This is a genomic window from Streptomyces sp. NPDC001406 (assembly GCF_042895285.1).
In the GTDB taxonomy this organism is placed as follows: Bacteria; Actinomycetota; Actinomycetes; order Streptomycetales; family Streptomycetaceae; genus Streptomyces.
The window spans coordinates 731,869-746,809 of sequence record NZ_JBIAWG010000001.1; the positions used below are offsets into that span (position 1 = coordinate 731,869).

The 14,941-nt window shown below is 71.3% G+C and carries 13 protein-coding genes; 7 read left to right on the top strand and 6 right to left on the bottom strand.

Translation table 11 applies throughout. From position 1 onward, the window contains the following. Positions 1-141: 141 nt before the first annotated feature. Positions 142-1,119 carry a DUF3068 domain-containing protein gene (locus ACFY1J_RS03160; protein WP_390706407.1) on the bottom strand — a complete coding sequence of 326 codons (978 nt, stop codon included), beginning with the start codon at positions 1,117-1,119 and terminating at the stop codon, positions 142-144. Positions 1,120-1,316: 197 nt separating this feature from the next. Here ACFY1J_RS03160 and ACFY1J_RS03165 point away from each other — a divergent pair, with 197 nt between their 5' ends. The 4 genes from ACFY1J_RS03165 to ACFY1J_RS03180 all read left to right on the top strand — a co-directional run bounded on the left by ACFY1J_RS03165 (position 1,317) and on the right by ACFY1J_RS03180 (position 4,523). Then, positions 1,317-1,469, top strand: a complete 153-nt coding sequence (locus ACFY1J_RS03165; protein ID WP_263208396.1) for a hypothetical protein — start codon at positions 1,317-1,319, stop codon at positions 1,467-1,469. 40 nt (positions 1,470-1,509) lie between these two features. Further along, a complete protein-coding gene (locus ACFY1J_RS03170; RefSeq protein WP_390706957.1) occupies positions 1,510-2,754 on the top strand; it encodes a PucR family transcriptional regulator in 1,245 nt (414 codons plus the stop codon). Positions 2,755-2,907: 153 nt separating this feature from the next. After that, positions 2,908-3,681 (top strand): IclR family transcriptional regulator, encoded by a 774-nt coding sequence (locus ACFY1J_RS03175; RefSeq protein ID WP_390706406.1) that lies wholly within the window; start codon positions 2,908-2,910, stop codon positions 3,679-3,681. After that, complete coding sequence (locus ACFY1J_RS03180; RefSeq protein WP_390706405.1) at positions 3,678-4,523, top strand: SMP-30/gluconolactonase/LRE family protein; 846 nt, start codon at positions 3,678-3,680, stop codon at positions 4,521-4,523. Before ACFY1J_RS03175 ends, ACFY1J_RS03180 begins: the two co-directional genes overlap by 4 nt. 12 nt (positions 4,524-4,535) lie before the next feature. On the opposite strand, the gene ACFY1J_RS03185 is transcribed toward ACFY1J_RS03180, so the two are convergent. From ACFY1J_RS03185 to ACFY1J_RS03195, 3 genes are read right to left on the bottom strand one after another with little or no spacing between them, the layout of a single operon-like run. Continuing rightward, positions 4,536-5,939: an NAD(P)/FAD-dependent oxidoreductase gene (locus ACFY1J_RS03185; RefSeq protein WP_390706404.1), complete on the bottom strand. Its 1,404-nt coding sequence runs from the start codon at positions 5,937-5,939 to the stop codon at positions 4,536-4,538. Continuing rightward, positions 5,936-7,168 (bottom strand): MAB_1171c family putative transporter, encoded by a 1,233-nt coding sequence (locus ACFY1J_RS03190; protein WP_390706403.1) that lies wholly within the window; start codon positions 7,166-7,168, stop codon positions 5,936-5,938. Before ACFY1J_RS03190 ends, ACFY1J_RS03185 begins: the two co-directional genes overlap by 4 nt. Next, positions 7,165-7,755: a toxin-antitoxin system, toxin component family protein gene (locus ACFY1J_RS03195; RefSeq protein WP_390706402.1), complete on the bottom strand. Its 591-nt coding sequence runs from the start codon at positions 7,753-7,755 to the stop codon at positions 7,165-7,167. Before ACFY1J_RS03195 ends, ACFY1J_RS03190 begins: the two co-directional genes overlap by 4 nt. A 233-nt stretch (positions 7,756-7,988) precedes the next feature. On the opposite strand from ACFY1J_RS03195, the gene ACFY1J_RS03200 reads away from it, so the two are divergent. Then, a complete protein-coding gene (locus ACFY1J_RS03200; RefSeq protein WP_390706401.1) occupies positions 7,989-9,512 on the top strand; it encodes an alpha-N-arabinofuranosidase in 1,524 nt (507 codons plus the stop codon). 55 nt (positions 9,513-9,567) lie between these two features. On the opposite strand, the gene ACFY1J_RS03205 is transcribed toward ACFY1J_RS03200, so the two are convergent. Next, on the bottom strand, positions 9,568-12,534 hold the full coding sequence (locus ACFY1J_RS03205) for a beta-galactosidase (protein WP_390730562.1): 2,967 nt from the start codon (positions 12,532-12,534) through the stop codon (positions 9,568-9,570). A 72-nt stretch (positions 12,535-12,606) separates the two neighbouring features. Between ACFY1J_RS03205 and ACFY1J_RS03210 the strand changes: the two genes are divergently transcribed. After that, positions 12,607-13,065 (top strand): RrF2 family transcriptional regulator, encoded by a 459-nt coding sequence (locus ACFY1J_RS03210; protein ID WP_390706399.1) that lies wholly within the window; start codon positions 12,607-12,609, stop codon positions 13,063-13,065. A 328-nt stretch (positions 13,066-13,393) separates the two neighbouring features. Next, complete coding sequence (locus ACFY1J_RS03215; RefSeq protein WP_390706398.1) at positions 13,394-14,047, top strand: DUF4360 domain-containing protein; 654 nt, start codon at positions 13,394-13,396, stop codon at positions 14,045-14,047. Between the two features lie 123 nt (positions 14,048-14,170). Here ACFY1J_RS03215 and ACFY1J_RS03220 read toward each other — a convergent pair whose 3' ends face one another. After that, a complete protein-coding gene (locus tag ACFY1J_RS03220) occupies positions 14,171-14,929 on the bottom strand; it encodes an intradiol ring-cleavage dioxygenase (protein ID WP_390706397.1) in 759 nt (252 codons plus the stop codon). Between the last annotated feature and the right edge of the window lie 12 nt (positions 14,930-14,941).

Genomic DNA, 14,941 nt, shown 5'->3' on the forward strand with positions numbered 1-14,941 from the left:
CTCAGGGTGCGGAACTCACGGTGGGGGGCGATTCTGTGGATGGACTGTGCTCGGGGTGGGGTGGACAGTTTTCGCCCAGCCGTTCCCCCACGGCTACTCACCGGGATGACAATTTCGGGGCTTATTAGAGCTGACGTCACGTCACATCGTGAGCGGCGGCCGGGATATGGAGTCCGTTTCAGGACGTTTCCGCCCTCGTACCACCAAAACAGTCCCTGCTGTCGCGAGGACGAATCCGGCCACACCCGCACCGACCGGCAGGGTTTGCCCCACCATGCGCAGTTGGCCGCTCTCCTTCTTCGCCAGGCTCACCTGTTCCTTCTGCGTCCCGGTGGTGAACCCGATCTTCCGGCTGTCCAGCAGCACCACCGCGTCCTTCTTCGACCCCGGGGCGCGCAGCGTCCGCCGCGGCCCGACCTGGGCGTAGATCACCCGGCCGGTGCGCCGGTCGGCGATCAGCTCGATGCCGTGGTTGGCGTACCACTCCTCGGCCTGCACCTGAGGACGTTTCGGCAGGCCGACGATGCTGCCGGGCACCAGCCGGGTGCCGATCTTCGTGGGGGCCACCGTCCCGGTGAACCGGTAACCGCGGTAGCCCTGCACCTTCTTGGTGCCCGCGTAGTGCAGGGTCACCGTGGAGCCGAGGGAGTTGTCCCACCACTGGTAGGAGTGTTTGCGCAGGTCGAAGGGGAACTTCAGATAGGCCTCGCCCTCGAAGTAGGGGTTCTCCTTGCAGCAGTGCACGGGCTTGTTGGTGGAGCGGTCGGTGACCCAGCGGTTCAGGAAGAACTCCAGCGCGTCGTGAGGATCGGCGGCCGGCAGGGTCTGGTCCGTGTCGACGGTCGTCGTCACGTCCCACACCGCCCGCCCGCTGCGCTCGCTGTCCTCGACGTCCCCGCGCACCACCTGGGTGATCGTGATCCGCCGGTCGGCCACGGTCCTGACCTGCCCGGTGTCGAAATAGCTGCCCTTGCCGGTGTAGACGGCGGTGGTGTCGATGTCGATCGGATTCACGGCGGCACGCGGCTCGACGTACCACGCCAGCAGGGGCGCCAGCACCAGCAGGAACGTGCCGAGACCCAGGGTGATCAGGGAAAAGGGTGAGGCTGTACGGCGCATCCGGCACTCCAGGTCCGAGAAGGAACAGTGCGCGTGCGAGTTGACCCACCCCTCTGGGCCGGGAACCGTAGGCGCCCCTTGACTCGGTGTCAATGACTGTCGACACTGGGCCGGACAGGCAGGGGTGGGACGCCGGATGGGGACCGACTCCGGGAAATGCTCCCGGGGCCGACTCGGACAGAGAGGCTGACCCTGCGATGTCCAGACTGCTCGCCGCCGCGCTCACCGTCGTGGCCGCCGCCGCCCTCGCCGTGGGTGCCGCGCTCGGTGTCGTCGCGCTGCTCGACGCCCGGCCCGACCAGCCGAACACCCCCTTGATCACCTACGAGCAAGCCGGTCAGGGGAGCTGACCCCGTGACCCGGAGCGGCGCGCCGGAGACGAACCGGAGAATGCCGCCCGCCCGCCCGGCCGCCGTGTCCGCCCGCTCGGCCTGGCACGACGTGCCCCGCCTCCAGGTCCGGCAGTTCGCCGCGCTCGCCATGGCCGAGGCGCCCGCGCTGGCCGAGGAGATCCTGGGCGAGATCCGTCGCGAGTACCCCGGCCTGCCCGTCGTGCTCGACGAGAGCGGTGAGCCGATGGCGCTGATCGGCATCCGTCGGGCCATCGAGGTCTTCGTCCAGCACCTGGAGAGCTCCGAGGGCCGCCCGACCGTACCGCCCGGCGTGTTCCAGGAGTTCGGCCGGGGCGAGGGCCTGGGCGGCCGCAGCCTCGACTCCCTCCAGGCGATCTACCGCCTGGGAGTACGGCTGGCCTGGCGCCGCTTCGCCGAGATCGGCCAGCGCCTCGACATCCCGCCACCGGCCATGTACGAACTGGTCGACGCGGGTTACGAGTATCTGGACGGCCTGGTCGACCAGTCGGTGCGCGGCTATGCCGAGGCCGCCGCCCGCCAGGCCGGGGAACGGCTGCGCCTGCAGCGCCGGCTGATGGAACTGCTCCTCGCCGAGCGCCACCGCGGCGACCCGGCCGACGCGCTGGCCGAACGGGCCGCCCGGATCGGCTGGCCGCTGCCCGGGAAGGTCGCGGTGGGGGTGCTGCTGCGCCCGGCGCGGGAGGCGATGGCCCCGGCGGTGGGGCAGGGGGTGCTGCTCGACATGGAGTACGAGCAGCCGCGGATGGTCGTCCCCGACCCCGACGCCGGGGGCCGCCCCGAGCTGCTGCACCGGGCGCTGACCGGCTGGGCCGGGGCGATCGGCCCGCCGGTGCCGCTGCCCGACGCCGGCAAGTCGCTGCGCTGGGCCGAGGCCGCCGTACACCTGATGGAGCGGGGGCTGCTTCCGGCCGGAGAGGTACTGCACTGCACCGAGCACACGGAGGCCCTGGTGCTGCTGCAGCCCGAGGAACTGATCGACGACCTGGCCCTGCGCTGCCTGGCACCGCTGGCGCACTGCGGGCCGACGCACGGGAGAAGGCTTGCGGAAACGTTACTGGCGTGGCTGGAGACGCGGGGAGGTGCCCCGGAGGTGGCCGCGCGTCTCGGTGTCCATCCACAGACCGTCCGCTACCGTCTGCGGCAGATCCGCGAGCTGTGGGGCGACGGGATCGACGACCCGGACCGCCGCTTCGAGCTGGAGCTGGTGCTGCGCGCCCAGCGGTTGCGAGGAGAGCTGGGTGATCCGAGGGCGCACCGGTAGTGGCGCGGGGCCGTGGTCGAACGCACAATCATCACCCGCGTACAGAACCATTGCCCGTACAACCCACCATGACTAGCCTGTGTTCGTTCGTCATGCCGATCGTCTGTTGAAATTTCGAACACAGACGCTTAGACCCAAGGGAGGGGGCCGGACGTGGGACGCCTCGTACCTGCCGTGACCCGGGCTCTCGACATTCTTGAGCTCTTCCTCGACGGGGACGGGACGCTCTCCGCCCCCGACATCGTGCGCAAGCTACAGCTGCCGCGCACCACCGTGCACGAACTGGTCACCACGCTCGCCGCCCGGTCGTACATCGTGCCCGTGCCGGGCCAACCCGGACGGTACCGGCTCGGTGTGCGCCCGTACCAGCTCGGCAGCCGCTACGCCGAGCAGCTCGACCTCGCCGCCGAGGGCCAGCAGGTGGCCCGGTCCGTCGCCGAGACCTGCGACGAGACGGTCCATGTGGCGATCCTGGAGGGCACCGACGTCATCTACATCGCCAAGGTCGACTCCACGCACGCCGTGCGCATGGTGTCGGCGGCCGGCCGCCGGCTGCCCGCCCACTGCACCTCGGTCGGCAAGATGCTGCTGGCCTCGCTGCCCGAGCCGGAGCTGGCCTCGCGCATCCCGGACGACGCCGAGCTGGCCGCGATGACCCCCAACAGCATCACCGACCCGGGAGTCCTGCGCGAGGCCCTGGCGGAGATCCGGCAGCGCGGCATCGCGGTCGAGAGCCGCGAGTCCAACCCGGACGTGAGCTGCGTGGCCGCGCCGGTGCGGGACCGCACGGGCCAGGTGGTCGCCGCCCTGTCCATCTCCGTCCCCATGATCCGCTGGAGCGACGAACGCCGCGGCGAGCTGGAGCAGCTCGCCGCCAAGGGCGCGGCCGAGCTGTCGGAGCGCCTCGGCCACCGGGGCGCCGCATGACGGCGTACGAGGTGGCGGTGGCCGCGCACGCGACGCTCGGCGAGGGCCCGACCTGGGACCCGGCGGCGGGCCGGCTGCTCTGGGTGGACGTCCTGGGCTCGCGGGTCCACACCTACGACCCGTCCACCGGCCGCCGTACGGTCCGCACGACGCACCAGCACGTCGGCGCCGCCAAGCCCAGGGCGGGCGGCGGCCTGGTCCTGAACCTCAGGGACGGCGTGGGCCTCCTGGACCCGGACGACACCTTCCGCTGGCTGCACCACGAGCCCGTCCCCGGCCGTCGCGCGAACGACGCCGCGGTCGCCCCGGACGGCTCGCTGTGGGCGGGCACGATGCGCTACGACGAGGCGCCCGGGGGCGGCACGCTCTTCCGGATCACCGGCGACGGCTCGGCCGGGACGGTCCTCGACGACGTGGCGGTGAGCAACGGCACCGGGTGGAGCCCCGACGGCCGCCTGATGTACTACGTCGACTCGCCGACGCGGCGGATCGACGTCTTCCACCACGAGGACGGACGGGCCGTGGACCGGCGCCGGCTGGCGGAGATCGAGGACGGCGTGGGCTTCCCCGACGGGCTGACGGTCGACGCCGACGGCTGTGTGTGGGTGGCGCTGTGGGACGGCGGCGCGGTGCGCCGGTACACCCCGGACGGCGAGCTGGACCGCGTGATCGAACTGCCGACCCCACGGGTCACGTCGTGCGCCTTCGGGGGCCCGGAACTGACGGACCTGTACATCACCACGGCACGGGTGGGACTGACGGCACCGCACCCGGTGGCCGGCTCGCTCCTGGTGGTCCCGGGGGCGGGCAAGGGCCTGCCCCAGCCGGCGTTCGCGGGCTGACCGCCCCCGGACTCACAACAGCCCGCCCGCCTTCCGCTCCTCGGCGGTCAGCGGCGGCCCGCTCAGCTGCGGCTTGAGCGGGCCGATCGCCGCCGCCAGGAGCACGTCGGGAGCGAGCAGCACCTCGGCGCCGCGCTCCAGGGACGTCACGTCGGTGACTCGGCGGGCGACCCGGCCGTTGCCCGTGGCCGTGAGCATCAGCCGGTCGACGTACGCGGCCACGAGCCGGTCCCTGAGCGTGGGGCCGTTCTCCGTCGCCCCCGGGTAGAACACGTCCTGGCCTATCGCCAGGTCCCAGGCGGCCCGGACCGGTCGGGCCACCGCCTTCTGGACACGGCGCGACAGCCCCGGCACGGCCCACCCCTGACGCCGTATCACGTCCCGCATGATCCGCACGCTCTGGGCGGCCGCCGCCAGGCCCTGCCCGTAGATCGGGTTGAACGCGGCGAGCGCGTCGCCGACGACGGCGAAGTTCTCGGGCCAGGCCGGCATCCGCTCGTAGAAGTGACGGCGGTTGACGGTGGCGCGGGTGACCGACACGTCGGACAGCGGTTCCGCGTTGCCGAGCAGATCGCCGATCACCGGGTGCGGCAGCGCGCGGGCGAAGGGCAGGAAGTCGTCGTTCTCCGCGGACGGTTCGCCTCCGCGGGTGCCGGACAAGGTGGCGATCCACCGGCCGTTCTCGATGGGCACGAGCCAGCCCGACCGGCCCGGGACCCCGGCGCGTGGGTCGGCCTGCACATTGACGACCGGGAAGCCGTCCCGGGCCTGGTCGGGGGCGAGGAAGAGGCGGCTCGCGTACACCAGCCCGGAGTCCACCTCGCGCCGCTCCGGAGCGGGCAGCCCGAGCGCGGCCAGCCACCGGGGTGTCCCGGAGCCGCGCCCGGTGGCGTCGACGACCAGGGCGGCGGTGAGGGTGCGCTCCTCGTCGTCCGGCGTCCGGATCCGTACGCCGGTGACCTCCAGGTCCGTCCCGGTGAGCCCCAGCACCTCGGCTCCGCCGAGGAGTTCGATCCGCTCGTCGGCGAGGACCTTCGCGCGGATCGTGGCGTCCAGCAGGTCGCGGCCGGCCAGGATCACATGGTGGGACTCCGGCCAGCGGCGGAACCAGCCCTGCGAGGACAGGGCGACCACGTCCGTGGTGACCGGCAGCCGGTGGGCGCCCGCGCTCCGCAGCGCCTCGGTGATGCCCGGCAGCAGGTCCTCCACGGCCCGTACGCCGCCCGACCACAGCATGTGGGCGTGCCGCGCCTGCGGCAGCCCGCGGCGTGGCTCGGGCCCCTCGGGCAGGACGTCGCGGTCGACGACCACGACACGGTCGGCGAAGCCGGCCAGGGCCCGCGCCGCGAGCATGCCGGTATGGGATCCCCCCAGCACGACGGCGGTTCTGGCGGCGGGGGTGGAGCGTTCACTCATGCGCGGGCACTCTCTGCCGGGGCGGTCGCCCGGGCGCGCACCGCCTCGATGTCGTCGGGGTGACTCAGGGCCCGGGACACGGCCTGGATCTTCTGGAGCAGATAGGTGGTGTCCGGGCCGGACGAGGCGGCGGTGCCGTCGGTCTCCGGCGACCGCCTGCGGGTCTCGACGGCGTCCAGGATCGTCACGGCGGCGGCGAGTGCCTCCGCCCGGCCGGGCTCGGCGCCGAGGGCGCGGGCGGCCTCGTACGACCGGGTGCGCAGGCCCTCGTCGAGGTGCCGGGAGAGCTGGAGGAGCGCGTCGCGGATGAACGTCTCGCGGCGGATGAGGCGCAGTTCCCCGGTGGCGCGGGGAGTGAAGGGCTCGCGGTTGCCGGTGACGGTCCGCATCAGCTGGTAGAGGGGCCGCAGTTGCCAGTGGCTGAGGCGCACGTGCCAGCGCTCGGCCAGGTACTGCCCCGCGTGCGGGATGATGAAGCCCACGGCGACCAGGGTGGCGGAGACACAGGCGGCCGACGGTGCCAGATACGTGCTCAGCCAGTCCAGGTCGTGGCCGGTCCAGCGGGCGACGACGGCGGTGAGCTTGGACGCGTCGAAGAGCAGGTTCGTCGCGTAGCCGATGCCCAGGAATCTGAGCCCCCAGCGCAGCCAGGCGTCGAGGCCGTCGGTGCGGATCCAGTTCCAGATCAGCCGGGCGGTGATCGTGCAGGCCACGGTGTGCGCGATCAGATAGAGGAGGATCTCCTCGCGCATGAACGGCGTGTTGGCGTAGTAGGTGTCCAGGTCCTGAAGGCGTTCCACGGGGACGTCCGCGAGCGCGAACAGCACCCACAGGGCGACCACCACACCGGCGTAGAGGGAGACGACCCACCGGGTCGCGCGACGGGTCGCGGCCGAGCGGTCGGAGATGCCGTTGCGCCAGGCGATGATCAGCAGCAGCCAGGACGCGCAGAGCGCGGTCAGCAGCGAGTACACCCAGGGTGCCGAGATGTTCGGCACCCCGGTGACCCGGTTCGTCCAGGAGATGGTCTTCGGGGCCGCGAACACGAACACCGCGCAGGCGAACAGCAGCAGTCCGCCGACGGCCCGCAGCAGCGGGTCGCGCCACATCTTGATGATGCTGGGCAGTTTGATGGCCAGCGCGACGGTGAGGACCACCGTCGGCAGCCAGAAGGAGATGTACAGACCGCGGGACAGGTCGGGCCCCGGCAGGCCGAAGGCGTTCGTCACCGCGCCGCACCTCCGCGGTAGCCCATGGAGCGCTGGACCGGGTCGAGGCGCGCGTGGGCCCCCCGCCCGGACAGCAGGGGCCGGAAGGCCGCGGCGAGCCGGTGTCCGAAGTCGTCGGCGGCGGCCTCGTCGGCCTCGCGCGAGCCGTTGCGGGCGGCGACCGTCAGGGCGACGTCGTCCAGGCCCGCCAGCGCGTGGACGGTGGCGGCGCCGACGCCGTGATGGTGCCGGTGCCCCGCGTGCAGGTGCCACAACTCATGTCCGAGTATGACCAGTTGCTGCAGGGCCTCGGCCCGTTCCTCCACGATGACCAGGTCGAAGTCCTGGAACTCCACCCACAGACCGGTGACTTCGATCTCGTCGGGGAAGCGTTCGAAGCGCAGCTCGACCGGCCGCCCGGCTCGCCGCTCGCCCATGGCCTCGCACAGCGCCCGGCACAACTCGCGTACATCGGCGGGGGGACGGGGTCTCGCACGCACCGCACGGGCGAGGTCGGCGGCGAGTCCGCGCTTGCCCGATGCGGGACGGGTGCGCCGCACCCTCGCGGCGATCCGGGCAGCCCGCTGCCGCGCGCCCGCGATGTCCATCGCTCCCCCTTCTCACCGCCGGTCGACGGCTTGTCCGAGATTACGCGCCCGGACGTGTTCGCGTCATGCGATCCGACGACCGTGGTTCAACCAGGAATGATCACTTCGGTGGCGGGAGCCGCCCGAAAGTCACGCCGGCCCCATTGACGCGCCGACGCCCGGATCTTACGGTCCGGTTCGAAGCTGCGAGCACAATTCGAGATGTCGAACAACAGGGCAGGGAAACGGACTCCATGAGCAAGCGCAGCACCGCCCGCTTCACCCTCGACCCGGCCTTCACGGTCGGTGAGGTCGACCCCCGTCTCTTCGGATCCTTCGTCGAACACCTCGGCCGCTGTGTCTACACCGGCATCTTCGAACCCGGCCACCCCCGCGCCGACGCCGCCGGCCTGCGCACGGACGTGCTGGAGCTGATCCGCGAACTCGGTGTCACCACCGTCCGCTACCCCGGCGGCAACTTCGTCTCCGGCTACAAGTGGGAGGACTCCGTCGGCCCCGTCGAGGACCGCCCCCGCCGGCTCGACCTCGCCTGGCACTCCACGGAGACCAACCGCTTCGGCCTGTCCGAGTACATCGCCTTCCTCCAAAAGATCGGCCCCGGGGCCGAGCCCATGCTGGCCCTCAACCTCGGCACCCGCGGCGTGGCGGAGGCGCTGGAGCTCCAGGAGTACGCCAACCATCCTTCCGGCACCGCCCTGTCCGATCTGCGCGCCGCCCACGGCGACAAGGACCCCTTCGGCATCCGGCTGTGGTGCCTGGGCAACGAGATGGACGGCCCCTGGCAGACCGGCCACAAGACCGCCCGGGAGTACGGCCGTCTCGCCGCCGAGACCGCCCGCGCCATGCGGCAGTTCGACCCGGACGTCGAACTCGTCGCCTGCGGCTCCTCCAACCAGTCCATGCCCACCTTCGCCGAGTGGGAGGCAACCGTCCTGGCGGAGGCCTACGACGTGGTCGACCACATCTCCCTGCACGCCTACTACGAGCCCGTCGACGGCGACCTCGACTCCTTCCTCGCCTCCGCCGTCGACATGGAGTCCTTCATCGAGAACGTCGTCGCCACCTGCGACCACGTCGGCGCCCGGCTCAAGTCCCGCAAGAGGATCAGCCTTTCCTTCGACGAGTGGAACGTCTGGTACCTGTCCCGCTGGGAGGCGCACGCGAAGGCACAGGACCCAGCGGACTGGCCGGAGGCCCCCCGCCTGCTGGAGGACAACTACAGCGTCCTGGACGCCGTGGTCTTCGGCTCGCTGCTCGTCGCCCTGCTCCGGCACGCCGACCGTGTCGCCGTCGCCTGCCTCGCGCAGCTGGTCAACGTCATCGCGCCGATCCTGACCGAGCCCGGCGGACCGGCCTGGCGGCAGACGACCTTCTTCCCGTTCGCGCAGGCTTCCCGGTACGGGCGCGGCACGGTCCTCGACGTCCGGGTGGACTCGCCGACCTACGAGACGCAGAGGTACGGCGAGGCCGACCTGCTGCACGCCACGGCGGTCCGTGCCGACGACGGCACGGTCACCGTGTTCGCCGTCAACCGCGGCCGCACCGAACCGCTCCCGCTGGAGATCGCCCTGAACGGGCTCGGCCTGACCTCCGTCGTCGAGCACAGCGCCCTCGCGGACGCCGACCCGGACGCCCGCAACACCCTCGACGACCCGGAGCGGGTCGCCCCGCACCCGGCCGAGGGCACCACCCTCACGGACGGCAGGCTCACCGCCGTACTGGAGCCGCTGTCCTGGAACGTGATCCGGCTGGCCTAGGGGGTGTCGTTCGGACGCCGGGATGATCCGAACGACACCCCCCAGGCCCCGGGCCTCAGCGGCCGGGGGAGGCCACCGGTGTCACCGGCACTCCTCCGGCCGCGCTGCCCAGCAGCGTCAGCCGCACCCGGCCCGGGCCCGACTGCGTGGTCAGCTCGGACAGCACCGCCAGGGCCAGGGTGTTGGTGCCCCGGGTACGCAGGATGCCGTTCGGCAGGACGAAGGTGTGCTGCGGGCCGACGTCGTTGATGTACTGGCCCATGTTCCAGCCGTTGAGGAAGATCTGCGCCCGGTAGGAGCGGTATGGGTCGTCCTCCAGAACGAGCCCGACCGAGGCGTCGATGCCGGCGGGCACGGCCAGTTTGAACTCGGTCCGGTACCAGGTCACGCCCTGCCGCCGCTCGGCGCGCGGGAAGGCCACGGCCTGCCAGTCCCGGTCCGAAAGACCCGGCAGGTGCCAGCCCTCCCGTTCGCCGTACAGCCCGCCGTTGTTGTGCGGCCCGCGCACGGGATCGACGGCCGCCTCGCCCTGCAGACGCCAACCGACCTTCGGCGCGGCCCCCTTGAAGGAAACCTCCGTCAGCCCGCGGGCCACCTTGTGCGTGTCGAGCGCCTTGCCGTCCTGGTCGTGCTGCATGCGCCGGACCAGCACGGACAGCACATGCCGGCCGGGACCACGCAGCTGCTCGCGCACCGGGAAGGCGGCCGTGGCCGCCCAACTGCCCTTGCGGACCGTGCTGTTGTCCGGAACCGGCATCCGGTGCGTGCCCAGCGGCTCCCCGTCCAGCCATGCCATCAGCAGACCCTGGGTACCGGTGCTGTAGCCGAGCGAGACCTCCTCGATGCCGGTCGAGTCCGTGAACGTGCCGCGGTACCACACGTCGCCGTAGTGGAAGCCGTAGTCGTCGGCGAACAGCACCGGTTGTCCCTTCGGCACCGGTGTGGTGCTGTACGACGACGTCCGGTCGGCGGCCCGCCACGCGGAGTCGTCGAAGTTCGGCCAGGCCTCCGGGTTCTCGGTGCGCATGCGCCAGCCGCCCAGCTCGGGCAGCCGCACCTCGGGCACGCCCGGCACCAGCGTCTCGGCGTACAGGCTCTTGGAGGTGGTGAGCCGAGTGGGCACCGGGCGGCCGTTCCACGTCACGCTCTCGATCCCGCGCGGCCCCCACACCTCCAGACCGGTCTCCTCGATCGTGTCGCCGGTGAGCTCGACCGTGGAGCCGTTCAGCGCGACGTGGCGCAACAACGCCGGGCCGTAGACGAACACCGTGCCGGACGGGGTGTCGTACGGCCACAGGCGCACGGCGGTCGCGTCGTCGGCGAACAGCAGCAGCAGCGGTGTCTCGCTCTCGCCGCGCTCGACCAGCACGCGGGTGAGCCCGCCCTGGCCGAGGGGCACGTTCACATACAGGGCGTTGCGGTCGTACACCCAGCCGGCCTCGGGGTCCAGCCGGTTGACGACGGGCTCGACCGGGCACTCCAGGACGAGGCGCGCCATCTCGCCGTACCGCCCGGTGAACAGCGCGATGTCCTGGCGTCCCGCGTTGATGACCATCATGGGCTGCGCGGTGCAGTACCTCAGTTTGCGCTTGCCGAGGGAGAGCCCGGTCGTCAGCAGCTTGGCGTCCCGGGCCGGGACGGTGACCGGGACGTCGCCCTCGGCGGTCGGCAGACTGGAGGTGACCTCCTTCGTCCCGTCGTTGCGCACGACGTACACATGAGCCTCGGTGTCCGGGTTGGTGAGGTGGTACACCTTGAGCCCGTCGGCCCGCACGTCCTCGGCCCGGTCCAGCTTGGCGAAGTCGGGCACACGTTGCAGCAGATGCCCGAGCTGGTGCATCGGGGCGATCTTCTCGGTGACGTTGCGCGCCTCGTCGATGGCCGCGCCGTAGTCGTACGACGTGTAGACGACCGGCGCGGGCAACCAGCCCCACGAGGTGCCGCCGAAGGTCATGTAGACGTTGTGCAGCGTGATGCCGTTGGCCAGGTTGGTCAGGTAGAAGCGCCGCTCGTAGGCCGCGTCCCGGGTGCGCCGCGACTCGGCGTACCCCTTCCCCTGGAACCACGCCCCGCCCCACGGGTCGAACCAGCCGCCCCCGAACTCGGGCACGAACCCCGGTGTGCGCGGACTGGCCGTGGCACCGCCCTTGAGCCCGCCGGGCCCGAAGTGCCCCCAGTCCGGCGGCGGCTGGGCGGGCGACGGATAGCCGTCGAAGCCGTACAGCCAGTTCCCCTTCTCACCACCGGTGTCGAAGGTGCCGGGGATCCAGTAGCCGTTCCTGCCCTTGTCGTTGTGGAAGAGGGGGACGTCGATCCCGTCCCGCCGTACCTTCCGGTACAGATGGGACATGTAGTCGCGGCCGGTCGGCTCGCTCACATGGGCGTCGTACTCGTTCTCGATCTGGTACAGCAGGATCGTGCCGGTGCCCTCGGTGAACAGATGCCGGCGGGCGATCCGGTTCACCGCGGTGAGCCACTCGTCGGCGTACTTCAGATAGGTGGGGTCGGCCGTCCTCGCCGTCCCCGGTGTGGCCGTGAGCCAGCCCGGGAAGCCGCCGCCGTCGATCTCGGCGTTGATGTAGGGACCCGGGCGGAGGATCACATACAGCCCGGTCTCGGCCGCCATGCGCAGGAACAGATCGAGATCCCGCACACCCGTGAAGTCGTAGTGGCCGGGAGCGGGGGAGTGGTAGTTCCACGACACATAGATGCTGACCGCGTTGTAGCCGTGCGCCCGCATCTTCTGCAGCACGTCCCGCCACAGGGACGGGCTGGGCAGCCGGAAGGGATGCATCTCGCCGGACCACACGACCAGCCGTCTGCCGTCGACGACGAGCGAGTGGTGGTCGTACCCGATCGTGTGCCGTCGTCCGTCGGCGCTCGGCGGGGCGGGGGCCGGGCCGGTCGGCACGCTGCGCGCGGCATACGCCGAGGGCGCCCCGGGGCCGCCGCTGCCGCCCAGGGCGAACCCGAGCGCGGCCGAGCCGGCGAGGGCACTGAATGAACGTCTGCTGAGCGCCAAGGGATCCTCCCGGGCGATCTTCGGGGCGCGGGTCCGGCCATTCTCCATGGAGGTACGCCCCACAATGGACCCATGAGGATCTCGGCACGGGCGGATTACGCGGTACGGGCGGTACTGGAGGTAGCCGTACGGCAGGGTGAAGGCCCGGTTAAGGCGGAGGAAATCGCCACCGAACAGGTCATCCCGCACAAGTTCCTGGAGGGGATCCTGGGGGATCTGAGGCGCGCCGGAATCGTGGACAGTCGGCGCGGCGGGGGCGGCGGCTACCGGCTGGCCCGGGAGGCGTCGAAGATCACGGTGGCCGATGTCATCCGCGCGGTGGACGGCCCGATCGTCTCGGTACGGGGCGAGCGCCCCACGGGCCTCGCCTACACGGGAACCGCCCAGCCGCTGCTCCCCGTGTGGATCGCGCTGCGCGCCAACGTGCGCAAGATCCTGGAGGGCGTCACGATCGCCGACATCACGACGAACACCCTCCCCGAGCCGGTACGCCGACTCGCGGCGGAACCGTCGTCCTGGGAGAACCCCTGAACCTCGCCTGCCGCCGTCGGCGACTTTCCCGGTGTGGATGATGGTCCCGCCGGTGTAGGAGCCGTCGGTGAGCGTCACAGCCGTGTGCGCTCGCATATGGATGCGATCCGGCCGCCGCGGCAGGAACCGTGCCGTCGTCCTCCTCCTCGCCGAGTCAGGGCGCAGACCGCGGGGTGTGAAATCCGCTCGTGTGAATGGCCTGAGTTCGACCTGCCCTGCTCTCGTGCGGCTTTCTACGATGCGAGCGCCGCCCCGGCCTTCACAGGTGCCACACAGTTTCTTCATGGGCCGGAGGCGTTCAACCCCCCACTCCACGACTGGAGAAACCATGACTGGTGGACTCCTTCTGAGCGGTGCGGTCGCCGCTCTCCTCACCACCGCGCTGCCGGGCCAGAGCCCGTCCTCCGTGATCGACAACCCGCCCCCGGACAAGATCGTCATCGACGTCGCCACAGTGAACGGCTCGGGCTGTCCGCAGGGCACCGCCGCCGTCGCCGTCTCGCCCGACAACACCGCCTTCACGGTCACCTACAGCCAGTACCTCGCCCAGGCCGGCGGCAACTCCGACCCCACGGCCTTCCGCAAGAACTGCCAGCTCAACCTGATCGTGCACGTCCCACAGGGCTTCACCTACGCCATCGCCAGCGCCGACTACCGCGGCTTCGCCTCGCTCCAGTCCGGCGCGAGCGGCGTCCAGAGAGCCTCCTACTACTTCCAGGGCTCCTCGAACACCGCGGCCAAGAACCACCCGTTCAGCGGTCCCTACAACGACGACTGGCAGGCCACCGACAGCACCGACTGGGCGCAGCTGGTCTGGGCGCCCTGCGGGGTGCTGCGCAACTTCAACATCAACACCGAGCTCCGGGTCAACGCCGGCAGCGCCAACCCCGGCAAGGTCAGCTTCATGACGATGGACTCGACGGACGGTGACATCAGCACCGTGTACCACATGGCATGGAAGACATGCCCGGCGAAGTCCTGACGGCCTGATGGCCCGGCCCCGACCGCACCCGGGGGACGCGTACCCCGACCGCACCCGGGGACGCACACGAGCCCGCGCCCTGTGAGGCAGGGCGCGGGCCTCGTGGTCCTCGTGTCGCGCCGGCTAGTCGTCGACGCCCAGGGTGAGCTTGCCGCTGTAGCCGGAGGAGGCCGAGCTGCCCAGGGCGGTGAGGGTCAGGAGGCCGGACGAGGCGCCTCCGCCGTCGTAGATCGAGTCCTGGGTGAGGGTCGTACGGGTGACCGTGTTGGTCGAGTACGGCGAGATCCTGGCGACCGCCGTGGTGATCGTCTCGCTGAAGAACAGCTGGCCCGTGTGCAGGGTCGAGCCGCCGGTGAAGGAGCCGTCCGAGGTGAGCGTGACGCCGGTGTGGACCTTCACATGGATGTGTATACAGCGGCCCCGGTACCAGCCGGGGTAGATCGTGGTGAGGTTGGCGACGCCTGCGGCGTTGGTGAGCACGCCGCCGCGCAGGAAGGTGCCGTCGTCCGACTCGTTGTGGCCGTTGTTGCCGACGTAGCCGGAGTACTCGCCGAGCGCGTCGGCGTGCCAGATCTCCACCAGGGTGTTGCCGAGGGGAGTGCAGGCGGAGTTCACGACGGTGAGGGCGAGCTTGAGCGGGGCGCCCGGCTTGCCTTCGGTGACGTCGGAGCGTACGAGCGCTCCGTCGAGGTAGTAGGGGCCTTCGGTCATCTCCTTCGTGAGGGTGCAGACGGCCGCGGCGGCGACCGGCGCGGTGTCCGGCGTCTGCGCGGTGGTGTCAGGTGCCGCGGCGGCTCCCACGGCCAGGGCGGCGGCCGTGGTGCCGGTGGCGATCAGTACGGTGCGTCGCCCGACCGAGCGGGCATCCGATGTGTCTGTCATGAACACGGCACC

What these genes read in the sequence shown, in the direction of transcription:
- ACFY1J_RS03185 (WP_390706404.1), bottom strand. Translation starts at nt 5,939, where the DNA reads ATGAGTGAACGCTCCACCCCCGCCGCCAGAACCGCCGTCGTGCTGGGG.
- ACFY1J_RS03165 (WP_263208396.1), top strand. Translation starts at nt 1,317, where the DNA reads ATGTCCAGACTGCTCGCCGCCGCGCTCACCGTCGTGGCCGCCGCCGCC.
- ACFY1J_RS03215 (WP_390706398.1), top strand. Translation starts at nt 13,394, where the DNA reads ATGACTGGTGGACTCCTTCTGAGCGGTGCGGTCGCCGCTCTCCTCACC.
- ACFY1J_RS03210 (WP_390706399.1), top strand. Translation starts at nt 12,607, where the DNA reads ATGAGGATCTCGGCACGGGCGGATTACGCGGTACGGGCGGTACTGGAG.
- ACFY1J_RS03195 (WP_390706402.1), bottom strand. Translation starts at nt 7,755, where the DNA reads ATGGACATCGCGGGCGCGCGGCAGCGGGCTGCCCGGATCGCCGCGAGG.
- ACFY1J_RS03220 (WP_390706397.1), bottom strand. Translation starts at nt 14,929, where the DNA reads ATGACAGACACATCGGATGCCCGCTCGGTCGGGCGACGCACCGTACTG.
- ACFY1J_RS03180 (WP_390706405.1), top strand. Translation starts at nt 3,678, where the DNA reads ATGACGGCGTACGAGGTGGCGGTGGCCGCGCACGCGACGCTCGGCGAG.
- ACFY1J_RS03160 (WP_390706407.1), bottom strand. Translation starts at nt 1,119, where the DNA reads ATGCGCCGTACAGCCTCACCCTTTTCCCTGATCACCCTGGGTCTCGGC.
- ACFY1J_RS03170 (WP_390706957.1), top strand. Translation starts at nt 1,510, where the DNA reads ATGCCGCCCGCCCGCCCGGCCGCCGTGTCCGCCCGCTCGGCCTGGCAC.
- ACFY1J_RS03200 (WP_390706401.1), top strand. Translation starts at nt 7,989, where the DNA reads ATGAGCAAGCGCAGCACCGCCCGCTTCACCCTCGACCCGGCCTTCACG.